The 21082-nt window shown below is 62.4% G+C and carries 14 protein-coding genes and 1 tRNA gene; 8 read left to right on the forward strand and 7 right to left on the reverse strand.

What is annotated here, in order from left to right:
• Positions 1-64 precede the first annotated feature (64 nt).
• The 7 genes from R3175_RS03515 (at position 65) to R3175_RS03545 (ending at position 11296) form a co-directional block, all read left to right on the forward strand.
• Positions 65-141: transfer RNA gene (locus R3175_RS03515), tRNA-Ile, on the forward strand.
• A 600-nt stretch (positions 142-741) separates the two neighbouring features.
• On the forward strand, positions 742-1338 hold the full coding sequence (locus tag R3175_RS03520) for a PEP-CTERM sorting domain-containing protein (protein ID WP_318942484.1): 597 nt from the start codon (positions 742-744) through the stop codon (positions 1336-1338).
• 541 nt (positions 1339-1879) lie between these two features.
• The gene (locus R3175_RS03525) at positions 1880-3463 is read left to right on the forward strand and encodes a hypothetical protein (RefSeq protein WP_318942485.1); all 1584 of its coding nucleotides are present in this window, start codon (positions 1880-1882) and stop codon (positions 3461-3463) included.
• A gap of 398 nt (positions 3464-3861) precedes the next feature.
• The gene (locus tag R3175_RS03530; RefSeq protein ID WP_318942486.1) at positions 3862-5199 is read left to right on the forward strand and encodes an outer membrane protein transport protein; all 1338 of its coding nucleotides are present in this window, start codon (positions 3862-3864) and stop codon (positions 5197-5199) included.
• A gap of 16 nt (positions 5200-5215) precedes the next feature.
• Positions 5216-8368: an Ig-like domain-containing protein gene (locus R3175_RS03535; RefSeq protein WP_318942487.1), complete on the forward strand. Its 3153-nt coding sequence runs from the start codon at positions 5216-5218 to the stop codon at positions 8366-8368.
• A 156-nt stretch (positions 8369-8524) separates the two neighbouring features.
• Positions 8525-10819 carry a molybdopterin-dependent oxidoreductase gene (locus R3175_RS03540; protein WP_318942488.1) on the forward strand — a complete coding sequence of 765 codons (2295 nt, stop codon included), beginning with the start codon at positions 8525-8527 and terminating at the stop codon, positions 10817-10819.
• Between the two features lie 21 nt (positions 10820-10840).
• On the forward strand, positions 10841-11296 hold the full coding sequence (locus tag R3175_RS03545) for a DUF2489 domain-containing protein (protein ID WP_318942489.1): 456 nt from the start codon (positions 10841-10843) through the stop codon (positions 11294-11296).
• Between the two features lie 312 nt (positions 11297-11608).
• On the opposite strand, the gene R3175_RS03550 is transcribed toward R3175_RS03545, so the two are convergent.
• The 3 genes from R3175_RS03550 to R3175_RS03560 form a co-directional block, all read right to left on the reverse strand.
• Positions 11609-12976, reverse strand: a complete 1368-nt coding sequence (locus R3175_RS03550) for an aminoacyl-tRNA deacylase and HDOD domain-containing protein (RefSeq protein WP_318942490.1) — start codon at positions 12974-12976, stop codon at positions 11609-11611.
• A gap of 187 nt (positions 12977-13163) precedes the next feature.
• Positions 13164-15239 (reverse strand): ATP-dependent DNA helicase RecG, encoded by a 2076-nt coding sequence (gene recG, locus R3175_RS03555; protein WP_318942491.1) that lies wholly within the window; start codon positions 15237-15239, stop codon positions 13164-13166.
• 7 nt (positions 15240-15246) lie between these two features.
• A complete protein-coding gene (locus R3175_RS03560) occupies positions 15247-16209 on the reverse strand; it encodes a hydrogen peroxide-inducible genes activator (protein ID WP_318942492.1) in 963 nt (320 codons plus the stop codon).
• A gap of 117 nt (positions 16210-16326) precedes the next feature.
• On the opposite strand from R3175_RS03560, the gene R3175_RS03565 reads away from it, so the two are divergent.
• Positions 16327-17205 (forward strand): NAD-dependent epimerase/dehydratase family protein, encoded by an 879-nt coding sequence (locus R3175_RS03565; protein WP_318942493.1) that lies wholly within the window; start codon positions 16327-16329, stop codon positions 17203-17205.
• 48 nt (positions 17206-17253) lie between these two features.
• On the opposite strand, the gene R3175_RS03570 is transcribed toward R3175_RS03565, so the two are convergent.
• The 4 genes from R3175_RS03570 to gmk form a co-directional block, all read right to left on the reverse strand.
• Positions 17254-17640, reverse strand: a complete 387-nt coding sequence (locus R3175_RS03570; protein ID WP_318942494.1) for a RidA family protein — start codon at positions 17638-17640, stop codon at positions 17254-17256.
• Between the two features lie 109 nt (positions 17641-17749).
• On the reverse strand, positions 17750-19900 hold the full coding sequence (locus R3175_RS03575; protein WP_318942495.1) for a RelA/SpoT family protein: 2151 nt from the start codon (positions 19898-19900) through the stop codon (positions 17750-17752).
• 160 nt (positions 19901-20060) lie between these two features.
• On the reverse strand, positions 20061-20273 hold the full coding sequence (gene rpoZ, locus R3175_RS03580) for a DNA-directed RNA polymerase subunit omega (RefSeq protein WP_318942496.1): 213 nt from the start codon (positions 20271-20273) through the stop codon (positions 20061-20063).
• Positions 20274-20395: 122 nt separating this feature from the next.
• Positions 20396-21025, reverse strand: a complete 630-nt coding sequence (gene gmk / locus R3175_RS03585) for a guanylate kinase (protein WP_318942497.1) — start codon at positions 21023-21025, stop codon at positions 20396-20398.
• Positions 21026-21082: the final 57 nt, after the last annotated feature.

Genomic DNA, 21082 nt, shown 5'->3' on the forward strand with positions numbered 1-21082 from the left:
GCGGGCGCCTGACCGCACCGGTATAATGGCGCCCGCTTCCCGCTTTCCACAGTGCATCCGAAAAGGGCCTATAGCTCAGTTGGTTAGAGCAGGGGACTCATAATCCCTTGGTCGCTGGTTCGAGTCCAGCTGGGCCCACCACTCCTTCCAGTCGCGCCGAAACTTGTCGGGCTGTGTCACTCAACAGTCACGGACTTGGCGCTTCTCAGGGCGAAAGCCTTGCCCCCTAAGACCCGCTCCGCCACCACGCCACTCAATGGAGCCGAATCTCGAACTCTGTGCCAATCCTTGATTCTGGCACCTGTCGCGCGTTGACGCTTGTCCGAATGTCAATTCACCTTAAAAAACAGCAAGTTACCGAGAATGAAACACCCCACCCGTAGACGCCGTCAGCTTTTTTAGCAAATAGCTCGAGCGACTTTTAACAATGTTTTAAATTCTATTGCGAATGGGAGCCAATCTCACTTATGTGCAACCCGCTGATTTAAAACATTAACCAGCCCCATTATCGCAGCTAATTGAGCCATATTCCGTCTTCACTGAGTACGTGATTGACTTTGCATCCAAGGCCACGCCCCGCCCCCCCCTTTCCGGCGTCAAAGATATTTACACACCGCGAGATGGCGTTCGGCGACGCGTCAATTTAACACTGTTTTACAATGTTTTTTGGAGAGCTGGTTTGTTTTCTGCTGCCCCCTTCCTGCGCACTACAACCTAGTGTCTCGGAATGGGAGTACTGAGATGAGAACTACCAATAAAGTCATCACCTCTACGCTGGCGGGATTGCTGGCGGGAATAATCTACACAGGAAGCGCGTTTGCCGCACCTCTTCTCTGCAATGATGAGGGAGATGCCACAAGAAACCGCATGTCGATCGACGATAGCCAGGTATCAGCTTGCCTGGCATCAGGGACAGGTAACCTGACCGGCAACCCGATGAACGATCTGTTCCTCAACAGTGCCGCAGGCTCTGGCTACACCGCTGTCGGCAAATCCGACGACGCCACTCCGGCGTACAACCTGTCGTTTACGCAAACCAACGGCAGCGGCACCTGGAGCTTCGACAGCAGCTTCTGGGACGACTTTGATGCAGGCGCCATCGCCTTCAAGTTCGGCACCGGCAATAACCCCGATGAGTGGTTCGTCTACGAACTGCAGGACGGGGTGTCATCTGGCGACTGGTCGTTCCTCAACGTGTTCAGCAGGGGCGGGGGGTTATCGCATATCGGTCTTTATGCAACCACCAGAGTGACAGTCGGTGAACCCGGAACCCTTGCGCTGCTTGGTCTAGGTTTACTGGGCTTTGGCCTCACTCGACGCCGGGCCCAGCGAGCCTGACAACCGCGAGACTGGGTGGTATTCCAAATTCAGACAACGCAGTTTCCAGCATCAGGGCGAAGGGCTTGAGAGCCCTTCGCCCTTCTCAGTGCTTCAGCCGAATTTCTGATCTGCTTGTACTCTAGGCCACGAAGCGGCCATATTCGGGCTCGGTCAACATTTGAAGGAAGTGTTGAACCGCAAAGTAACTCTCCGAGCTGTAGAGCACCTCTCCTCCCGCCAATTCCACCTCGTAACGCACGGTGGCAACTCCCTCACAGCTTGACGGACCACCGTGGGCAATGATTCGCAGGCAGTCGCTGGCCCATACCACTTGGGCAACACAATTTTCCGGACGATTTATGGTATAGAACAATGCGAGCTACCCCCACTACAGACATTCTCGAGGAGGTGTAGTTAATCCGAGTTTTATTTCAGATTGATGAAACCACTCAATGCTCCCCTAAGACACCGAATTCACAACATTCCAGTGACCGCCGTCACAATACTTTCATCAACGACCGGTAAAAGGTAGCGGCACATGTTGTTGGGAGCAGTCATCATGTCAGGCCATTCCGCCCTCCTCGTTGAAAAACTGTGGCAACTCAAACGCCGCATCGACAAAGGCGCCTGTCCCGGCGTCGAATTCGTCCACCTGAACGCATTGTTGCGCGAACCCGGCTACCGCAGTGACGTCCTGCGCCGGGTCGCCAGCAAGGGCTCCCCGGAAATGCAGACCCTGGTGCGGGAGATTCAGGCTAACGATACCGGCGAGCCGCTGACCGCCAAGAGCCGGGACGCGGTTCTGGCCGCCACGCCCGAGTCCCGTCGTGCCGCCAAGCGGAGCTGGTTGGGACGAAACACCTTGCTGGCATTACCGGTGGTGAGCGTTGCCATTGCCGCCGTCGCCGGCTTTACGGCCTTTGAACACCGGGCCATTCGCATCCAGTCGGACATCGTTTCCGACACCGTCTGGAAAACCGGGAATCGCTACATCCTGGAGGAGACCGTCTTTGTCGACGGGGCCACCCTGACCATTGAGCCCGGCGTCACCATCGAGGGAGAGAATGGCTCTGCCCTGATCGTTACCCGCGACAGCCACCTGTTTGCACGCGGACAGGTGGATCGCCCCATCGTCTTTACCAGCAGCCAGCCGGAAGGCAAACGCCAGCGAGGCGACTGGGGGGGAGTGGTACTGCTGGGCAAGGCACCGGTCAACCAGCCGGACGCTGCCATTGAAGGCTTGCAGGAAGGCGATGCCCGTGGCCGCTTTGGTGGTACCGATGCTACCCACAGCTGCGGTGTGATCGAGTACACCCGGATCGAATTCGCCGGTTTCGAGGTATACCGGGACAACGAACTCAACGGCCTAACCCTGGGCGGATGCGGCAGCAACACCATAGTGCGCAATGTCCAGGTTCACCGGGCCCTGGACGATGGCATAGAGCTGTTTGGCGGCACCGTCGATCTCAAGAACATTGTGGTATCCGGTGCCGCCGATGACAGCATCGACTGGGATTGGGGCTGGACCGGTCGGGTCCAGTTCGCGGTGATCCAGCAACACCCCGATGTCGGTGATAACGCGTTCGAAGGCGATAACAATGGCGATGACCACAACGCCACGCCGCGCTCGGAACCCACGTTCTACAACGTGACCCTGGCCGGTGCGGGACTGGCGGCCAAGCAGCACCGGGGGATGGTCATCCGCGAAGGCTCCGGCGGGCACTTCCACAACCTGCTGATCGACAGTTACGCCATCGAGGCTGTGGACACCCGTGATCAGGTTGCACCGCTGGTCCACAGCAACACCCTGAGTTTCAGCAACAACCTGCTCGCCAATACCGGCAGCCTGGGCCGTGGCCCGGATGAAGCCGGCAGCAGCGACGACGACCATGGCTTCGATGAGAGCCAATGGCTCCGTTTGCCGGGGCACGACAACAACATTCGCCTGGAGAGCGCCCTGCACAGTGCGGCGCGGGACCTGTCATCCCCCAGTTTCGCACCGCGGGTCCAGCTTCGCCAGATGCACGCAACGCCGCCGCCACAAAGTGAATTCTTTGACGAGTCGGCCGTGTTCCAGGGGGCGATCAACCCGCTCGCCCGACGAAGCTGGCTCACCGGCTGGACCGCCTTCCCGGAGGCCTGACATGTTCCCCGGGATGGGCTGAGCCAACACGATCGACAAGATTTGTCACAAAATCACAACAATTTGTCCGTCAAATTGTCCCACCTTGACCCACGCCAGGAGCTATTCCGACTACCATGGTGGGGCTGGCACTCCGGTAGAATGTTAGATCAGTCCGATAGCCGTGGTGGCCGACCCAGCCTCAGCGCATATGTCACTTGGAAGCCCCAAAAAGAAAACAAGGTGTCAATAAGTGGTTCTCTCGACGCCCAAGGCTGTCACTAAAGCCAAAGTCCTAATATGACAAGATGGATAGACTCGTTTCTGAACAAAAGTGCCACTTTGAATAAGTACTAGTAATCGGACCTTGTCACGCGCAAGTGTCACACAAGATAAAAATCATAATTGGAGTGTGATCCATGGTAGTTTCCTCCCGCTGGTCCCTGCGGACTCTGTCGCTGGCCGTTGCTGTTGCATCCTCCGGCCTCTCCGTCAACGCCTCAGCAAACATGGGGCAAACACCAACCAATTACGGCCTGCTGCCTACCGACGTGGGTTCCGCTCAGGCCCTGTCCATGTTCAATACCCAGGTGTCCGCCACCTATTACAACCCCTCGTATCTGGCGAAAGACCCCCGCGGTGAACTGACCGGCGGCATACTGCACGCCGAACAGGAGTTGCGCGCCTCGGCGTCAGATCGCGACGGCGACGTTCTGTCCAACTCGCCCAGTCAACAGGTCTTGATTGGCATGAAAACCAACCTGAGCTCGTTGACCCGTCTGGACCATCCCCTGTACCTGGGCTTTGTCGCAGGCGTGGAAAAGTTCAGCAAGGAGATGATGGCGTTTGAATCCAGCACCGGCGTTGAGGGCCAATTCCTCAACTACGGCCGCCAGCCATTGTTCCTGAACATCGGGGGCGCAACCACCTTTTGGCGGGGTATCGACATCGGGGCATCCGCCCGCATCACCCTGAAGTCTACCGCCTCCATGTCGGTAACCACGGATCTGGCCGGTAACACCCAGTACGAGGCCCTGGAAGTCAGCGCCGAACCCTCCCTGCGCACCATCCTCAGTAGCACCGTGGATCTTGGCGATACCTTTTGTCCTGATTCGGACTGCTGGCTGGACGGATTCGAGACCGCCGTCGCCTACCGAACCAGCTCCTATGCCAAAACGACCGTGGCCGCAGAAACCATCATTCCCGGGCTCATTCCGGCCAGCGATCCGCTGATTCTGGCCGTAGCCACCTATGACTCCTTCGAGCCATCGGTCTATTCAATCGGTGCCCAGTACAGCACCGATCGCTGGCGGGTGGGCATCACCCTCGAGCAGCAAAACTGGTCGGACCTGGAGGAAAAGTTCGACCAGGACAACATCAAAGACCAGGCCATGGCCGAGTTCGATGACATCCTGATTCCACGCATTGGTGGCGAGATGAAGCTGGGCGAGCACTTTGGCGTCACGCTGGGACTGGCCTACAAGGAATCGCCGCTCAAGAGCGACACCACCCCGGACGTCAACTACTTCGACAATGACAAGTACATCATCGGTCTCGGCCTGAGCGCCGAGTACAACCGCACCCGTTACCTGACCTATCCGGTACGCCTGGACATCGGTTACCAGCACCAGATGCTGGAGGAGCGGGACTTCACCCTGAGCAATACACGAGCGGATGGTCAACAGAGCAACAACATTGTGGCCACCACAGATGGCGACGTGGACGTCATTACTGGCTCCATCACGCTGAAGTTCTGAACACGAGGTGTCTGCCATGAAATACAACAAGATTCTGGCACTGACCCCCGCGCTGCTGCTGGCAGCCTGTGGCGGGGGTGATAAACAGACCTTGAAAGAAGTCGTCGCCCCGGGATCGACAATCTATTCGTTTCCCGCCGACGGCCAGTCCGAGGTCAGCCCCAAGGCGGATATCGTGCTGCGGTTCTCCCATGCCATCACGGATGAGGAACTGACCGACAAGATTCGCATCAACGACGGCAGCAGTGACGTCCCCTTCTCCGTCACCCTGATTGACGGGGGCCGCAGCCTCAAGCTGTCACCCGCGGACAATCTGGATCTGGCCACCGACTACACCATCACCTTCGATGGCAACCTGCAGGCCGAAGGCGGCCGCATGGTGCCCACCCCCAACGCCTTTGGCGCCGAAGGCATCCAGTTCTCCACCCGGGCGGGCATGACCGGCATCGTCGGTCTGGACAGTCTCAGCGCCGGTTTCGCCGTCGACGAGATGATCCCGTCCGCCGATGGCTTCTTCCAGCCGATGGACTTCTCCACCTTCCGGCTCCGGCTGACCCAGCCGGTGCATCCGGAGTGGCAGGAGATGGGGGGCTCGATCAGCCTGCAGGACGCCAATGGCGAGACCGTACCCGCCTCCGTCCTGGTCAAGGGGCGGTTCGTTACCATCGATCCCTGTACCACTGAAGCGAAGAGCGAATGCGGCCTGGACGGTGACGCGCTGTCCCCGGACACCCGCTATTCCGTTGTCCTCGCCAACCTGCCCAGCCTGGCGGGCGAGACCCTGAACTACAGCGCCGAATTCACGCCCAAAGACACCAGCCCCACGATTGTCCTGTTTCAGGAAGCCATCGATTCGGGGCTGCTGGCTGGCCAGTCACAGGCCGATGCCGAGCGTTCGGTGCTCAACGGCGAGATCATCAACGGGGTGACCCTCAATTCCGTACTGATGGGTACCGCAGGCCCATCGCAGACCACCGGCGGTCTGTACGCCGAGCTGGCCTACGCGCCCAGCTTCCCGGGCGATGAACCGGTCCCCCTGCGCGTGCCCAAGGGCAGCCTGCTGTTGAGCAGCAGCCTGGAGCTGAACATCAACGGCTCCGTGCCGATCATTAACCCGGAAACCAACAGCATTCAGGAAACCGGCCAGGTCAAGGTCACCATGCTGTCCGACGCCACCGGCTACCTGTACCCGAACCCCTACAGCGACTCCGATGAGGCCCCGCGGCACGTCAAGCTGTTCATGGATGTGGCCATGAACGCCGAAGAGGCGCAACCCAACGCCTCGCTGTCCCAGGACCTGCTGGGCGTGGAATTGAGCGGCATTGCCATCGTCAAAGACGGTGTGTTGACCATTGACGCCCTTGGGATTGTCGAGCCCGACCTGCTGGGCCAGGAGCTCGCCGATTCCACCCTGGCCTTCCGCATCGAGGCCGACACCAACGCGGAGGTGCAACTCGACGCCCTGGACACCCGCACCGCCGATACCAGCGGCCCCCAGCTGTTGAGCTGGATGCCAGGTCCGGATGAGGCCATACCCGGCAACCGGGACCAGATGCACCGCCCCGGCGACCCCATCGTCCTGAACTTCGACGAGGCGCTGGATGGCGACAGCCTGGCCGCCGGCTTCACCCTGCTGGCCGACGGCACCGAAGTGCCTTCTGAAGACCTGCGTCGCAAACTGGACGGCACCGTGGTGGCGCTGAACCCGGTGGGCGGCCTGCAGCATGGCGTGGACTACGCCCTTCAGATCAACAGCGCTTTGACCGACCTGGCGGGCAACGGCGCAACGTCCCAGACCCTGTCCTTCGCCTTGCCGACCATCAAGGACGGTAGCGAAGCGCCCTTCGTGTCTCCCATCGCCCTCACCACCTATCCGGGGTATCCCTGTGTCAGCGAGAACCTGGACCTGGCCAATGGCAGTCACGGCACCTGTGTCGACGACGCGCCCGGAGGCACGGTCAGGGATCAACTCCCGGTGACCACCCTGCCGGAGGATCGCCCGATCATCGTTCAGTTCTCCCAGTCCATGGACCTGGACACCATCAACAGCGACAGCTTCGTGGTAGAGAAGATTGCCAATCCGGCGTCCCCGGGTGCCGTTGGTAATGAAGAGCGAGTCAGCGGCCGACTGGAGCTGACCAATCAGCGGGCCCGCTTCTATCCGGACAGCGCCTGGGAAACCGATACCCTTTACCGCTACACCCTGCGCTCCGCCGTGGATGGCGACTGCAGCGCCGGCACCCTGGTCTGTTCCGAGGACGGGATGCCGCTGCAGACGGACCTGCTGGTGGATCCTTCCGATGTGGGCGGTCCGGATCTGAGCATCTACTTCACCGGCACCGAACCGACCACCAGCGTGTTCACCCAGCTGCGCAATTTCCCGGTTCGGGACGCCAACTCCAACTACGTGATCGATTGCGGCACGCCTGGTGGAACCGACTGCCTTGAGCCCTTCACCCATGAAACCGACGGTGACGGCGGCTTCCTGCCAACGGCTAACGCCGGCAGGCTGATGGTGGTTGACTCAGATGGAGATGGCGTGGGTGACAGTTCCGCAGGCGATGCCCGGGTGGGCTGTTCGCCCGATGGCGCAGACTGCCCCACCAACAAGTTCATCTACCAGACCTATGGCCTGGACACCGAGGTGGTTGGCCCGGCCTTCGATGAGGATGGCAACACCATTGGCGTGAGGGTCTTGCTGTACCCCACGCAGCTGGCAACCACCTCTGCCACCGTTGTCGTCAGTGCCAGCCTGTTGCTGGGGTCCGACATCAATTCGGCCACCGGCACCCAGATCCTGCGGATGACCTACGGTGAGCCCACCGAAGACAACCCGCTGGGGCTGGTCGAAGGCATTATTTCAGAAGGTCCGGACGGCCGGCCCATTTTCTCCGCCACCGCCGACCTGACCCTCGACGCCCCCAACCTGAGCGGCGTGTCCAGTCACGACGTCTACAGCAAGCCGGTGCAGCTCAAGCTGTCTGGGCCGATCACCTTCTTTGACGATGGCCGCATGCAGATCGAGGAACGCAATGTCGAGGCGGAAGACATCACGGTCAACGCGGTGGCCTTTGGCGTTGACGTCGAGATCCCGCTGCGGATTCCGGCCGAAGGCGTCTACCTCAACTTCATCACCAACCCCATCAAGGAGATTCCGGAGCAGTATTGAGGATTCTCCGCCAAGTCGGGCCAGCCGTCGGGCTGGCCTTTTTTATGGCCGGGAATGCCACGGCGACACCTTTTTCCCTGGCCCGCCTTTCCTGCTAGTCTGGAAGTTTCCCCAATCACCATAACCAGAATAACCGTCCGCGTTACGGAGAGAGCCATGGACAACGGAACCCATTACCGCACCTGCCACCTGTGTGAAGCCATGTGCGGTGTTGCCATCGAGGTGCGCAACGGCCAGATCGAATCCATCAAGGGCGACGACGACGATCCGCTGAGCCGGGGCCACATCTGCCCCAAGGCGGTGGCGCTGAAGGACCTGCACGAGGACCCGGATCGCCTGCGCAAACCCATCCGGCGAACCCCCGATGGCTGGCAGGAGATGGAATGGGACGAGGCCCTGGATCTGGTGGCCAGCCGGCTGCACCGCATCCGCCAGGAACAGGGCCGCAACGCCACCGGCGTCTACCTGGGCAACCCGAATGTGCACAACCACGGCGCCCTGGTGGCCAACCTGCCGTTCCTGCGGGCCCTGGGCACCCAGAACCGGTTCTCCGCCACCTCCAACGACCAGCTGCCCCACATGCTCGCCAGCCTGGAGATGTTTGGCCATCAGCTGATGTTCCCGATTCCGGACATTGACCGCACCCAGTTGTTTATCTGCATCGGCGCCAACCCGATGGCCTCCAACGGCAGCCTGATGACGGTGCCGGACTTCCGCGGGCGGTTGAAGGCCCTGCAGCAGCGGGGCGGTAAGATGGTGGTCATCGATCCCCGCCGCACCGAAACCGCCGCGGTGGCCGACGACTTCCATTTCATCCGCCCCGGCACCGATGCCCTGCTGCTGATGGCGATGGTCAACACGCTGTTTGACGAAGGCCTGGTCAACCCGGGACACGCCGATGCCTGGCTCAAGGACATCGACCTGCTGCGCCTGGCGTCCCTGCCCTATCGCCCCGAAGCGGTCAGCGAGCACACCGGGCTCGACGCCGACACCATCCGTGAGCTGACCCGGGCCCTGGCCACCACCCGGAAGGCCGCCATCTACGGCCGCATTGGCACCAGCACCCAGGCCCACGGCGGTGTCGCCACCTGGCTGATCTATGTGCTCAACATCCTCACCGGGAAACTGGACGCCACCGGCGGCGTGATGTTCACCCAGCCCGCCATCGATCTGGTGGCCCTGGGGGCCATGTCGGGACAACAGGGGCATTTCGACCGGCGTCGCAGCCGGGTTCGGCAGCTTCCGGAATTCGGCGGCGAGTACCCCGCCAGCACCATGGCAGATGAGATGCTGAACCCCGGGGAGGGGCAGATCCGGGCCTTCGTCACCATCGCCGGCAACCCGGTGCTCTCCAGCCCCAATGGCGGGCGCCTGGAGGAGGCCTTCGCCGGTCTGGAGTTCATGGTCTCGGTGGATTACTACCTGAACGAAACCACCCGCCACGCGGACGTGATTCTGCCGCCGACCGCTGCGTTGGAACGCAGCCATTACGACCTCATTTTCAACCTGTTCTCCGTGCGCAATACCGCCAAATACAGCGAAGCCCTGTTTGAACCCGAGGCCGACAGCCGGCATGACTGGCAGATTCTGCTGGAACTGGCCCACCGGCTGGAGAAACTGCGCAAGGGCGGCCGCTTGCCCCTGCGCTCGGAGCTGGGCTGGCGGGCGCTCAAGGAACTGGGGCCCGACCCGATTCTGGACCTGCTGCTGCGCAGCGGCCCCTACGGGCAGGATATCGGCCCCGTGCGAACCCTGGCGGAGCCGGCCATTGACCTGATCATGGACATTCTGCCGTCACGACATCCCCTGCGGGGACTGGCCGCCCTCAGCCCGCTGAACCGGCGCTGGCAGGCCATCCCCAAGGGGCTGTCGCTCCACACCCTGAAAGCCAGTCCCAACGGGGTGGACCTGGGGCCGCTGCAACCCTGTCTGCCGCAGCGGCTGTACACCCGGGATGGACTGGTTAACCTGGCTCCCCGCCGTTACCTGCACGACCTGGACCGGCTCTACGAGCGGTTGATCCGTCCCAGGAGCAAGGATCTGCTGCTGATCGGCCGGCGCCATGTCCGCAGCAACAACTCCTGGATGCACAACAGCCGGCGCCTGGTGAAAGGCAAGGACCGCTGCACCCTGATGATCCACCCCAAGGACGCCTCCCGCTGCGGCCTCAAACCGGGGGATTCGGCCGAAATCTCCAGCCCGGCGGGCAGGGTTGTATTGCCGGTGGAAATCACCGAAGATCTCATGCCCGGCGTGGTGTCGATCCCCCACGGCTGGGGCCACAACCGGGAAGGCACCGGCCAGACGGTGGCCGCCGCCCACGCCGGAGCGAGCATCAATGATGTGGTGCGCGATGATCAGATTGACACCCTCAGTGGCACCTCCGCCCTCAACGGTCAGTCGGTCAAGGTCCGGCTCTGGCGGGCAGAGCGGATACGCAAGCGTGCCTGACGTGAACGGAGAAACCTGAGCATGCCCACCTGGTTACAGTGGTCGCTGATTGGAATCGGTCTGGTTGCCATCGTCCTGCTGTCGGCGTTCATCGTCCGACAGCTGCGGCTACTCCGCAAGGACACGGCCCTGCAACGCAAGCAGGCGGCGTTTCAGGCGGACCGGCGCGCCAAGATCGTGGAGAGCATTCAGGTGCTGGCCATGGCCATTGAAGAAGATCAGGTGGAGTATTCCGAGGCCTGCCTGCGGATCAAGGGCCTGCTGGAGCTGGTCGCCCCGGACCTGCTCGCTCAACCACCGTACCAGGTGTTCCAGCAGGTGCACGACCAGATCCAGCACATGCCCACCCACCGGGCGCGCAAGAACACCGACCGCAAGTTTATCCAGAAGCTGGACAAGGAACGCTTTGCCGTCGAGGATCGTCACGCCGACGCCATTCGCCGGGCGGCAACGGCCATCCGGCAACACCATTTCTGAGGCGACCTAAATTGTAACGTTTTGTAACTCCCCGGACGGGACCGGTGGAGCTTTTGACCGCCAAATCAATTCGTTCCGGAACTCGAGAAAAACAAAACCTGGCTCACACTTTTTGTCCCCGCCAACCACGCCTGTTTTTTCTCCGAACTTTGACTAGCTTTAAGACAGCACCCGGTGACTGGCGTGTGCCGGATCAGCGTTAGCTTTGTTTTCTCCGAAGTCGATTGCGCACATCTCTTGAGTTGAATGATCTGCAACAAGCGGGTGAGCTTGCCGGCCGGGTGGCCGGCTTTTTTGTGCCACAAACCTGGCTTAGCCCTGCATCATGCCGGCAATGGCCAACACGCTGTCCTTGTTACCAACCAGCTCGTCAAAATGCTGCGCCACCTTGTCCCTATCCAGCCCCAGGTCCTGATAGAAGGCGTCCGGTACCGGCTCGCCGGCTCCCAGGGCAATGCCCCTCTCGGTCAACAGTTGCCGCCCCAGCCAGAGCAGCTTGGGGTACACGTCGTACTCGCCGCCGTAGCCCGGGTTTTTCTGGTGGCGGATGGCCAGAGTCACCTCATCCGGCATGCCCCAGTTGCTCATCAGCTGGGTGGCGATCTGCTCCCGGGTAACACCCAGCAGGAAATGCTCGATCAGCGAGGAGTCCACCTGCGGATTCACCTCCAGTGACCGGCACACCAGCCGGAAATGGGGCGGAAAGACGTGGGCCAGTACCAGATAGCCAAAGTTGTGGAGCAACCCGGCCAGGTAGGCCAGGCCAAACACCGGACGCTGGTTGCGAGGCATCAGACTGGCCAGCACCCCGGCGGCCTGGGCCTGCCAGATGGCCTGCTGCCAGTAATCCACATAGCCTTCGGGACGATCCTTCGGCTGCGCCATGGCCCGCCCCAGGGACAGCCCCACGGCCAGGTTCATCACCAGGTCGAAGCCCAGCACCCGGGATACCGCATCGTGCACCGAGCGAACCTGGCCGGCGGCGGCATAGAAGGAAGACGACGCCCAACTGACCACCTGGGCCGCCAGGCTAGGATCGCTCTCCACAATGTCCACCAGGTCGCCCATCATGGCATTGGGGTTTACCCGCAGCTGGATGATGCGCTGCGCGGTTTCCGGCAGCGGGGGCAGCTCCAGGGTGTCATCGATACGCTGCTGGATGCGCAGGCCGGTAAACCGTTTGATGGCGGTGTTCAGCTGTTCCAGGTCCTGCTCCGGACGATCCAGGTTGACCCGGATGGATTCCGGATCCACCGCGAACGACAGATGCTGGGCCCCGCCACTCAGGCCCTGGAACTCGGCCCCCGCCACGATGAGGGTGGCGTCCTGTTCCTCCAGATGCAGCGCCACCACCGCCAACTCATCGACGGCGGTGTCCACCACCGTCGGCAGACCGGTCAGCGACGGCAGTGCCGGCAGCGCCCGCAAGCCGGTTTTTTCGCGGACCCGCAGTTGCTCCCGACTGGGCATCATGCGAAGGTCCCGGCCGAGTTGCTTGTTGAGGGAATCGAGATCGATTAGGTCCTGGTTACGACAGATCACCTGAACCCGTCCCTGATCGTCGTTGAGCAACATCATACGCAACGCCTGGCTGCCGATCTCGTCGGCGGCAACGTCTCGCAACTCGACACGGTCGGCAGAGTCCCCCAAGGCCTGGCGGACGGCGACGGGTAGTTCCATGGTTTTCCCCTGTTTGTAGGCCGGCCAGTGTTCCGCGAGCCACTGGCTTCTATTTGTCTGTCCCCAAACAGTGTGGCTGGCAAGCCGCGAAACCGCCGACACCCCACACCGCCTGGCTATTATGCACTATAGATGACCCGGGGAATCCCGACTCCCCTGGGCACCCTTTACGAATCAAAAAGGCTGTCTAGACATCCCCATAGCGGGTGCGTTCCCCCAGCCACCGGCGCACCAGCGCGTTCACCCGGTCCGGCTCCCCCATCAGCGCCGGTGCCATTTCCCGTATCGGCTCGATCCAGCCCTTGTCCCGCTCGAAGTCGGCCAGACGGAACTGCATCAGGCCGGTCTGACGGGTCCCCAACACCTCCCCCGGGCCACGGATGTCCAGATCCTTCTCTGCGATGACAAAGCCATCCTGGCTGTCCCGCAACACCTGCAGACGCGCCTTGCCGTTCTGGGACAGGGGGGGATGGTACATCAGCACGCAGTAGCTCGCTTCGCTGCCACGCCCCACCCGGCCCCGCAGCTGGTGCAGCTGGGCCAGCCCCAGCCGTTCCGGATTCTCGATGATGATCAGCGAGGCATTGGGCACATCCACCCCCACTTCAATCACCGTCGTGGCCACCAACAGGTCCAGCTCACCGGTCTTGAAGGCGTCCATCACCCCGGCCTTCTCGGCCGCCTTGAGACGTCCGTGGACCAGGCCGACGCGCAGCCCGGGCAACTGCTCCCCCAGCGCCTCCGCGGTCGCCTCCGCCGCCTGGCATTGCAACGCCTCGGACTCCTCAATCAGGGTACACACCCAGTAGGCCTGACGCCCGGCCTCGCAGGCCTGGCGAACCCGCTCGATCACCGTGTCCCGACGGTTGTCCGGCACCGCCACGGTCTCGATGGGTTTGCGTCCGGGGGGCAGTTCGTCGATCACCGAGGTGTCCAGGTCGGCGTAAGCGCTCATCGCCAGGGTTCGGGGAATGGGCGTGGCGGTCATGATCAGCTGATGCGGCGCCAGTTCGCCCGCTACCCCCTTTTCCCGCAGCGCCAGCCGTTGATGGACCCCAAAGCGGTGTTGCTCGTCGACGATCACCAGGGCCAGACGGTTGAAGGTCACCTCGTCCTGGAACAGGGCGTGGGTGCCGATGGCAACGCCGGCCTCGCCGCTGGCCACCCGCGCCAACGCCTCGGTGCGAGCCTTGCCCTTGACCTTGCCGGACAGCCAGGCCAGCCCGATACCCAGCGGCTCCAGCCACTGGCGGAAACTGTTGTAGTGCTGCTCGGCCAGGATCTCGGTGGGCGCCATCAGGGCCACCTGGGCGCCGGCGGCAACCGCCTGCAGGGCCGCCAGGGCCGCCACCACGGTCTTGCCAGAGCCCACATCCCCCTGCACCAGCCGCAGCATGGGCAGCGGCTGGCTCATGTCCTGGCGAACCTCTGCCACCACCTGTTGCTGGGCGCCGGTGAGCCGGAACGGCAGTTCCTCCAGAAAACGCCTCACCAGATCCCCCTGAGGCAGCAACGCCAGCGACTGGCGTTGCTGGATCTGGGCCCGCACCTGCAACAGGCTGAGCTGGTGGGCCAACAGCTCTTCCATCACCAACCGCTGTTGTGCCGGGTGCTTGCCGGCGACCAGTTGCGGCACATCGGCGCTTGCCGGCGGCGCGTGTACCAGCGCCACCGCCTCGGTAATGCCCGGCAACTGGTAATCCGCCAGCAGCGCCGCGGGCAACAGCTCGCGGATCGGGTACCGTTGCAGGTAGCTCAGGGCCTGACGACACAGGCTCCGCACCCGCGGCTGCTGGATGCCCTCGGTCAGCGGGTACACCGGCGTCAGGGTGGCGCTGCCCGGGGCCGCCAGCGGCGGCGGGTTGACCTCGTACTCCGGGTGGTACAGTTCGTAGCCGGCCCGCCCCGCCCTTACCTCGCCGAAGCAGCGAATCCGGGCGCCGGCGGCCAGCTGTGCCTTCTGGGAGGCGTTGAAGTGAAAAAAACGCAACACCAGGAATCCGGAATCGTCCCGCAGTGTGACCTGGAGACTGCGGCGACGCCCCATCACCAGGTCATTCTTGACCACCTCGCCTTCGACCACCCCGACATCGCCGATCCGCAGGCTGCCCATGGGCACGATGCGGGTGCGATCCTCATAGCGATAGGGTAAATGGAACAGCAAATCCTGCAGGGAATGAATCCCCAGCTTGGCCAGCTTGGCCGCCAGGGCCGAGCCGACTCCCTTCAGGGTGGTGACCGGAAGATCTGCCAGCGAGGTCATGGCAAGCTCAGGCGCTGAGGGAGGTAACGGGGGTTTCCTCGCGGGCCTTTTCCATCACCCGGCACTGTCCGGCCGCCAGCCGCAGCATGTCGATCGCCTTGGGACGGGGGAAGGTGACCCGCCAGGCCAGGGCCACGGTCCGGTAGGGCACCGGCTGGGCAAAGCGGCGGACCACCAGGATATCTTCCCGATACTGCATGGCGGTGGCGGCGGACAGCGGCAAGACGGTGATGCCCAGGCCGGACGCCACCATGTGGCGGATGGTCTCCAGCGAGCTGCCCTCGGTCACCAGGGCCGGCGCGCCGGTGGTCTCGGCCCGGCTGGTGACGGCCTCCACCAGCGGCGGACAGGACTCCAGCACCTGGTCCCGGAAGCAATGGCCCGGTCCCAGCAGCAGCAGCTGTTCCTGCGCCAGCTGTTCCGGCGTCAGTTCGGCCTCGTCGGCCAGGTGGTGGCCGGCAGGCAACAGCACCACAAACGGCTCGTCATACAGCGGCAGGGTTACCACCTCCGGCTCGTCGAAGGGCAACGCCACGATGATCGCATCGAGCTCGGAGTGGCGCAGCTTCTGACGCAGGTTGGCGGTGTAGTTTTCCTCGATATACAGCGGCATGTCCGGCGCCGCCCGCCGCAGTTCCGGCAACAAATGCGGGAACAGGTAGGGCCCGATGGTGTAGATGGCCCCCACCTTCAGCGGCGAGTTGAGCTGGTTCTTGCCATCCTGGGCCATATCCCGGATCACCCCCACCTGATCCAGCACCCGCTGCGCCTGCTCAATAATCCGCACGCCGGTCTCGGTCACCCGGATGCTGCTCTTACTGCGCTCAAACAGCGGCACCCCCAATTCCTCCTCCAGCTTCTTGACCGCCACACTCAATGTGGGCTGACTGACGTGACATCGCTCGGCGGCGCGGCCAAAATGCTTCTCTCGGGCCAGGGTAACGACGTAGCGCAATTCAGTGAGGGTCATGGAATGCTCCGGTCAGAACGTTGCGGTCTCTCGTTTTCAGGGACTTTTCATGGGCTTTGGGGATGTTGGGGGCCACCCATAGGTTCCTTAGATGAAGCATAAGGATAGATATTGATTATGGCAATCACCCATGCACCGGGCCAGCCCCGGATTCTCATCGCCGGGTGCGGCGCCCTGGGCGGCATGATCGCCCATCAGCTCAGCCACCAGGCCACGGTATTCGGCTTGCGCCGCAGCGCCGGCCAGGTTCCCGAGGGCGTGCACCCGATCGCGGCCGACCTGCTGCAGCCCGATCAACTGGCAGAGCGACTGCCCGGCGACCTCGACGCCCTCGTTTACTGCCTCACCCCCGGCCGCTATGACGACGAGGGCTACCGGCAGGCCTATGTGACCGGGCTGGGCAACCTGCTCAAGGCCGCCACCGGCCAGCCGGTGAAACGGGTGGTGTTCATCAGCAGCACCAGCGTCTACCACCAGGATGACGACAGCTGGGTGACCGAGGACAGTCCCACCGAACCCAAGCGCCACAGCGGCCAACGTATCCTGGAGGGCGAGCGGTTGGCGCTGGCCGGGCCCTTTCCGGCCACCGTGGTGCGTTTCAGCGGCATCTATGGGCCCAGCCGCCGACGGTTCCTGACCGCGGTCCAGAACGGCGAGATGAACCCGTCCCTGCCGGCCCCCTACAGCAATCGCATTCATGAGGCCGATGCCGCGGCGGCGGTGGTGCATCTGCTGAACCTTGCCCTGAACGGACAGCCGTTGGCCGACCGTTACATTGCCAGCGATTGCGATCCGGCACGGCTGGATGAAGTGGTGAACTGGGTGCGGGGGCAGGTGCCCTGTGCCGCGCCACAGCCGGACGCCCGCACGGGGGGGCGCGCCGGCAGCAAACGCTGCGACAACCGTCGCCTGCTGGCCACCGGCTTCCGCTTCCGCTATCCGGATTATCGCGCCGGGTATGGGGAGATGATCGAGCAGGAGCGCTCGCAGAACTGACAGCCGGCGGGGTTGTCCCGCCAGCCGATAGCCGTTGGCGGTGAGCCCTCAGCTCAGGACCATGACCGCGTCCATTTCCACCGGCACGCCCTTGGGCAGGGAGGCCACGCCGATGGCGGCCCGGGCGGGATAGGGTTCCTGGAAATAGGTCGCCATCACTTCGTTGACGGTGGCGAAGTTGCTCAGGTCCGTCATGTAGATGTTCAGCTTGACGATGTCCTTCAGGCCGCCTCCGGACGCTTCGCAGACCGCCTTGAGGTTATCGAACACCTGACGGGTCTTGGCGGCAAAGTCGCCGGCCACCACCTCCATGGTTTCCGGCACCAGGGGAATCTGTCCGGACAGGTAAACGGTATCGCCGGCCTTCACCGCCTGGGAATACGTGCCAATCGCCTGGGGAGCGTTATCAGTCTGAATCACGGATTTGTTGGTCATGACCTTGGGTCCTTCTAACTAAAACCGCCATCGTCGCCCCTGCATCGCAGGGCTGTCAACCGGCGGCATTCGCTCAATAGTCGTAGTCTTTGGCCACCCCGCCAGCGGGTCAGTGGCGGATGCGGCTGATGTGGGTCACCGCCCGGATATTGCGTACCCGACGCATCACCCGCGCCAGGTGACGGCGACCGTGGACGTGCACCACCAGACTGACAATGCCCAGGCGGGCGTTCTGCTCTTCCACGTTGATGCGCTCGATGTTGCCGTCCGCCAGGGCCACCGCGCTGGCCACTTCGGCAATCACCCCGCGCTGGCGTTCCAGCTCCACCCGCAGCTCCACGGAGAATTCGTCGGTGATGTCCTTGGCCCACTTGAGGTGGGTCAGCCGGGCCCGGGCTTCGTGGTCCTCCGGCAGCCGCGCGCAGGTATCGGAATGGATGACCATGCCGTTTCCGGAATCCATCACCCCGACCACCGGATCGCCGGGAATGGGTTTGCAGCATTGGGCAAACCGGACCAGCAACCCCTCGGTGCCGCGAATGGTGACCGGTGTCCGGCCAAAGCCACCACTGGGCGGTCTCAGGTCGGCCTCGGCATCGTCGGGGCCAAGCTCGCCGCTGATCAGCTGGCGGGCAATCAGGTAGGCCATCCGATTACCCAGGCCGATCTCGCTGAGCAGGTCGTCAAAGCTGCTCACCTGGTTGTGCCTTACCACCGCGTCCTTCTGGCCATCCGACAGGTCTGCCAGCTTCTTGCCGAAGCCATTGAGGGATTTCTTCAGCAGGGTCTTGCCCAATTCCACCGACTCGGCGCGCTTTTGATGCTTGAGGACGTGACGGATACTGCTGCGGGCCTTGCCGGTCACCACAAAACTGAGCCACGCCGGATTGGGCCGGGCGCCCGGTGCGGTGATGATCTCCACCGTCTGACCGCTCTGCAAGGGTTGGCTCAGCGATCCCAGATTGCGGTTGATACGGCAGGCCACGCAGGCGTTGCCGATGTCGGTATGGATGGCGTAGGCAAAGTCGATGGGAGTGGCCCCGCTGGGCAGTTCCATGATCTTGCCCTTGGGGGTGAACACGTAGATCTCGTCCGGGAACAGGTCCACCTTGACGTGCTCGATGAACTCCAGGGAATCGTCGGCCCGTTCCCGCAGCTCCATCAGCCCCTTCACCCAGCGGTCGACCCGCTTCTGGTTGACGCTGGCGATGCTGCTGGCCTGGTCGTTCTTGTACATCCAGTGGGCGGCAATGCCGTTGTTGGCAATGTGCTCCATTTCCTCGGTACGGATCTGGATCTCGATGTTCACGTGCATGCCGAACAGGGTGGTGTGCAGGGACTGGTAGCCATTGGCCTTGGGCATGGCGATGTAGTCCTTGAACCGTCCTGGCAGCGGCTTGTACAGACTGTGGACCGCTCCCAGGATACGGTAGCAGTCATCCTCGGTGTCGGTAATGATGCGGAAGGCGTAGACGTCCATGATCTCGTGGAACGACTTCTGCTTGAACTTCATCTTGTTGTAGATGCTGTTCAGGTGTTTTTCGCGTCCGATGATCCGCCCCGGCAAGCCACGTTCCGCCAGCTTCTCCTCCAGCTTGCCGCGAATTTCCTCGATGATCTCCTGGTGGCTGCCCCGCAGTTTGGTCACCGCCTTGGAAATGTAGCGGGAACGCATGGGGTACAGGGAGGAGAAGCCCAGGTCCTCCAACTCGGTGCAGATGGAATGCATTCCCAGCCGGTTGGCGATGGGGGCGTAGATATCCAGGGTTTCGGTGGCGATGCGCTGGCGCTTGGCGTAGGGCAGGGGCCCCAGGGTGCGCATGTTGTGGAGGCGGTCGGCGAGCTTGACCAGGATCACCCGGATATCCCGGGCCATGGCCAGGGTCATCTTCTGGAAGTTTTCCGCCTGGGCCTCGGCGCGGGAGCGGAACTCGATCTGGGTCAGTTTACTGACGCCATCCACCAGCTCGGCCACCGATTCGCCAAACTGGTCGGCCAGTGCGTCCTTGGGGATACCGGTGTCTTCGATGACATCGTGCAGCATCGCCGCCATCAGGCTTTGATGGTCCAGCTTCAACTCCGCCAGAATACAGGCCACCGCCAAGGGATGCGTGACGTAGGGCTCGCCGCTACGGCGTCGTTGCCCCTCATGGGCTTGTTCGGCGTAATAGTAGGCCCTTCGCACCTGATTGATGCGACCTGTATCCAAATAGCTGCTGAGCTCCCTGGCCAGACCTTCGACTGTTGGCTCTGCTGTCACCGCACCTCCAAATGACACCGGCTGGTATCGACAAAAAAACCCGGATGCGCACACCCGGGTTTTCCGATGCCCATCAACGGTCAGGGCACCTAGTGACCCTTTATTACACTATAAAACCGTCTGGACAGAATTCAATGCCCCGCCCCGGGGCAGCGAGGGTTTATTCGTCGTCCTCTTCCCTCAGCAGGGCGTTGGTCACCTTGCCCTCGGCGATCTCCCGCAAGGCCAGCACGGTGGGCTTGTCGTTCTCTTCCGGAACCATCGGCTCCTGGCCCTTGGTGGCAATCTGGCGGGCACGCTTGGTGGCCAACATAACCAGCTGGAAGCGGTTATCCACGTGTTCCAGGCAATCTTCAACGGTAACTCGAGCCATATCACTCCCCGACTTAAACTGAATAACTGGTGATTTGCGTCAGTGGGCCAATCCCTGCCCCCAACACACAATTCGGCAGACCGCGTAGTTTACTGGCGCCGGATCAATTTGTATACAGCGATTTAGCGACCGGCAACCAGGCTGGCCAGCAGATTCGCATGGCGCACTTCCTGGGGCTCCACCCGCAGCCGCCGAGCGCGCACGATCGCCAACAGGTCAGCCAGGGCGGTGTCAAAATCGTCGTTGACCACCAGGTAATCGAACTCCAGGGCATGGCTGCACTCTTCCGCCGCCTCACGCAGGCGCCGCTCGATGACTTCGGCCTCGTCCGCTCCCCGTCCGGTCAAGCGTTGACGCAACACTTCCGGAGACGGTGGCACAATAAAGATGCCGACGCACTCGGGCATCAACCGGCGCACCTGGGCCGCCCCCTGCCAGTCGATTTCCAGGATCACATCCTGGCCATGATCCAGACTCTGCTGCACCCAGCGCTGGGAGGTGCCGTAATAATTACCAAAGACCTCGGCGTGCTCCAGGAAGTCGTCCCGCTGGATCATCGCCTCGAACTCATCCCGGCTGACGAAGTGGTAGTTGACGCCGTCCTCCTCGCCCGAACGCATGGGCCGGGTGGTGTGGGAAACCGACACGCCCAGCGCGCCGTCCCGTTGCAGCATGGCCGCCACCAGGCTGGTCTTACCGGCGCCGGAGGGGGCGGAAATTACAAAGAGAGTGCCTTTCTCAACCTGGCTCATTAACCTGCTCGCTCCAGACGTGCAATGCTGAAAAACGCGCAATTATACGGGGATTGG

Source organism: Marinobacter sp., from assembly GCF_033722735.1.
Lineage (GTDB): Bacteria > Pseudomonadota > Gammaproteobacteria > Pseudomonadales > Oleiphilaceae > Marinobacter.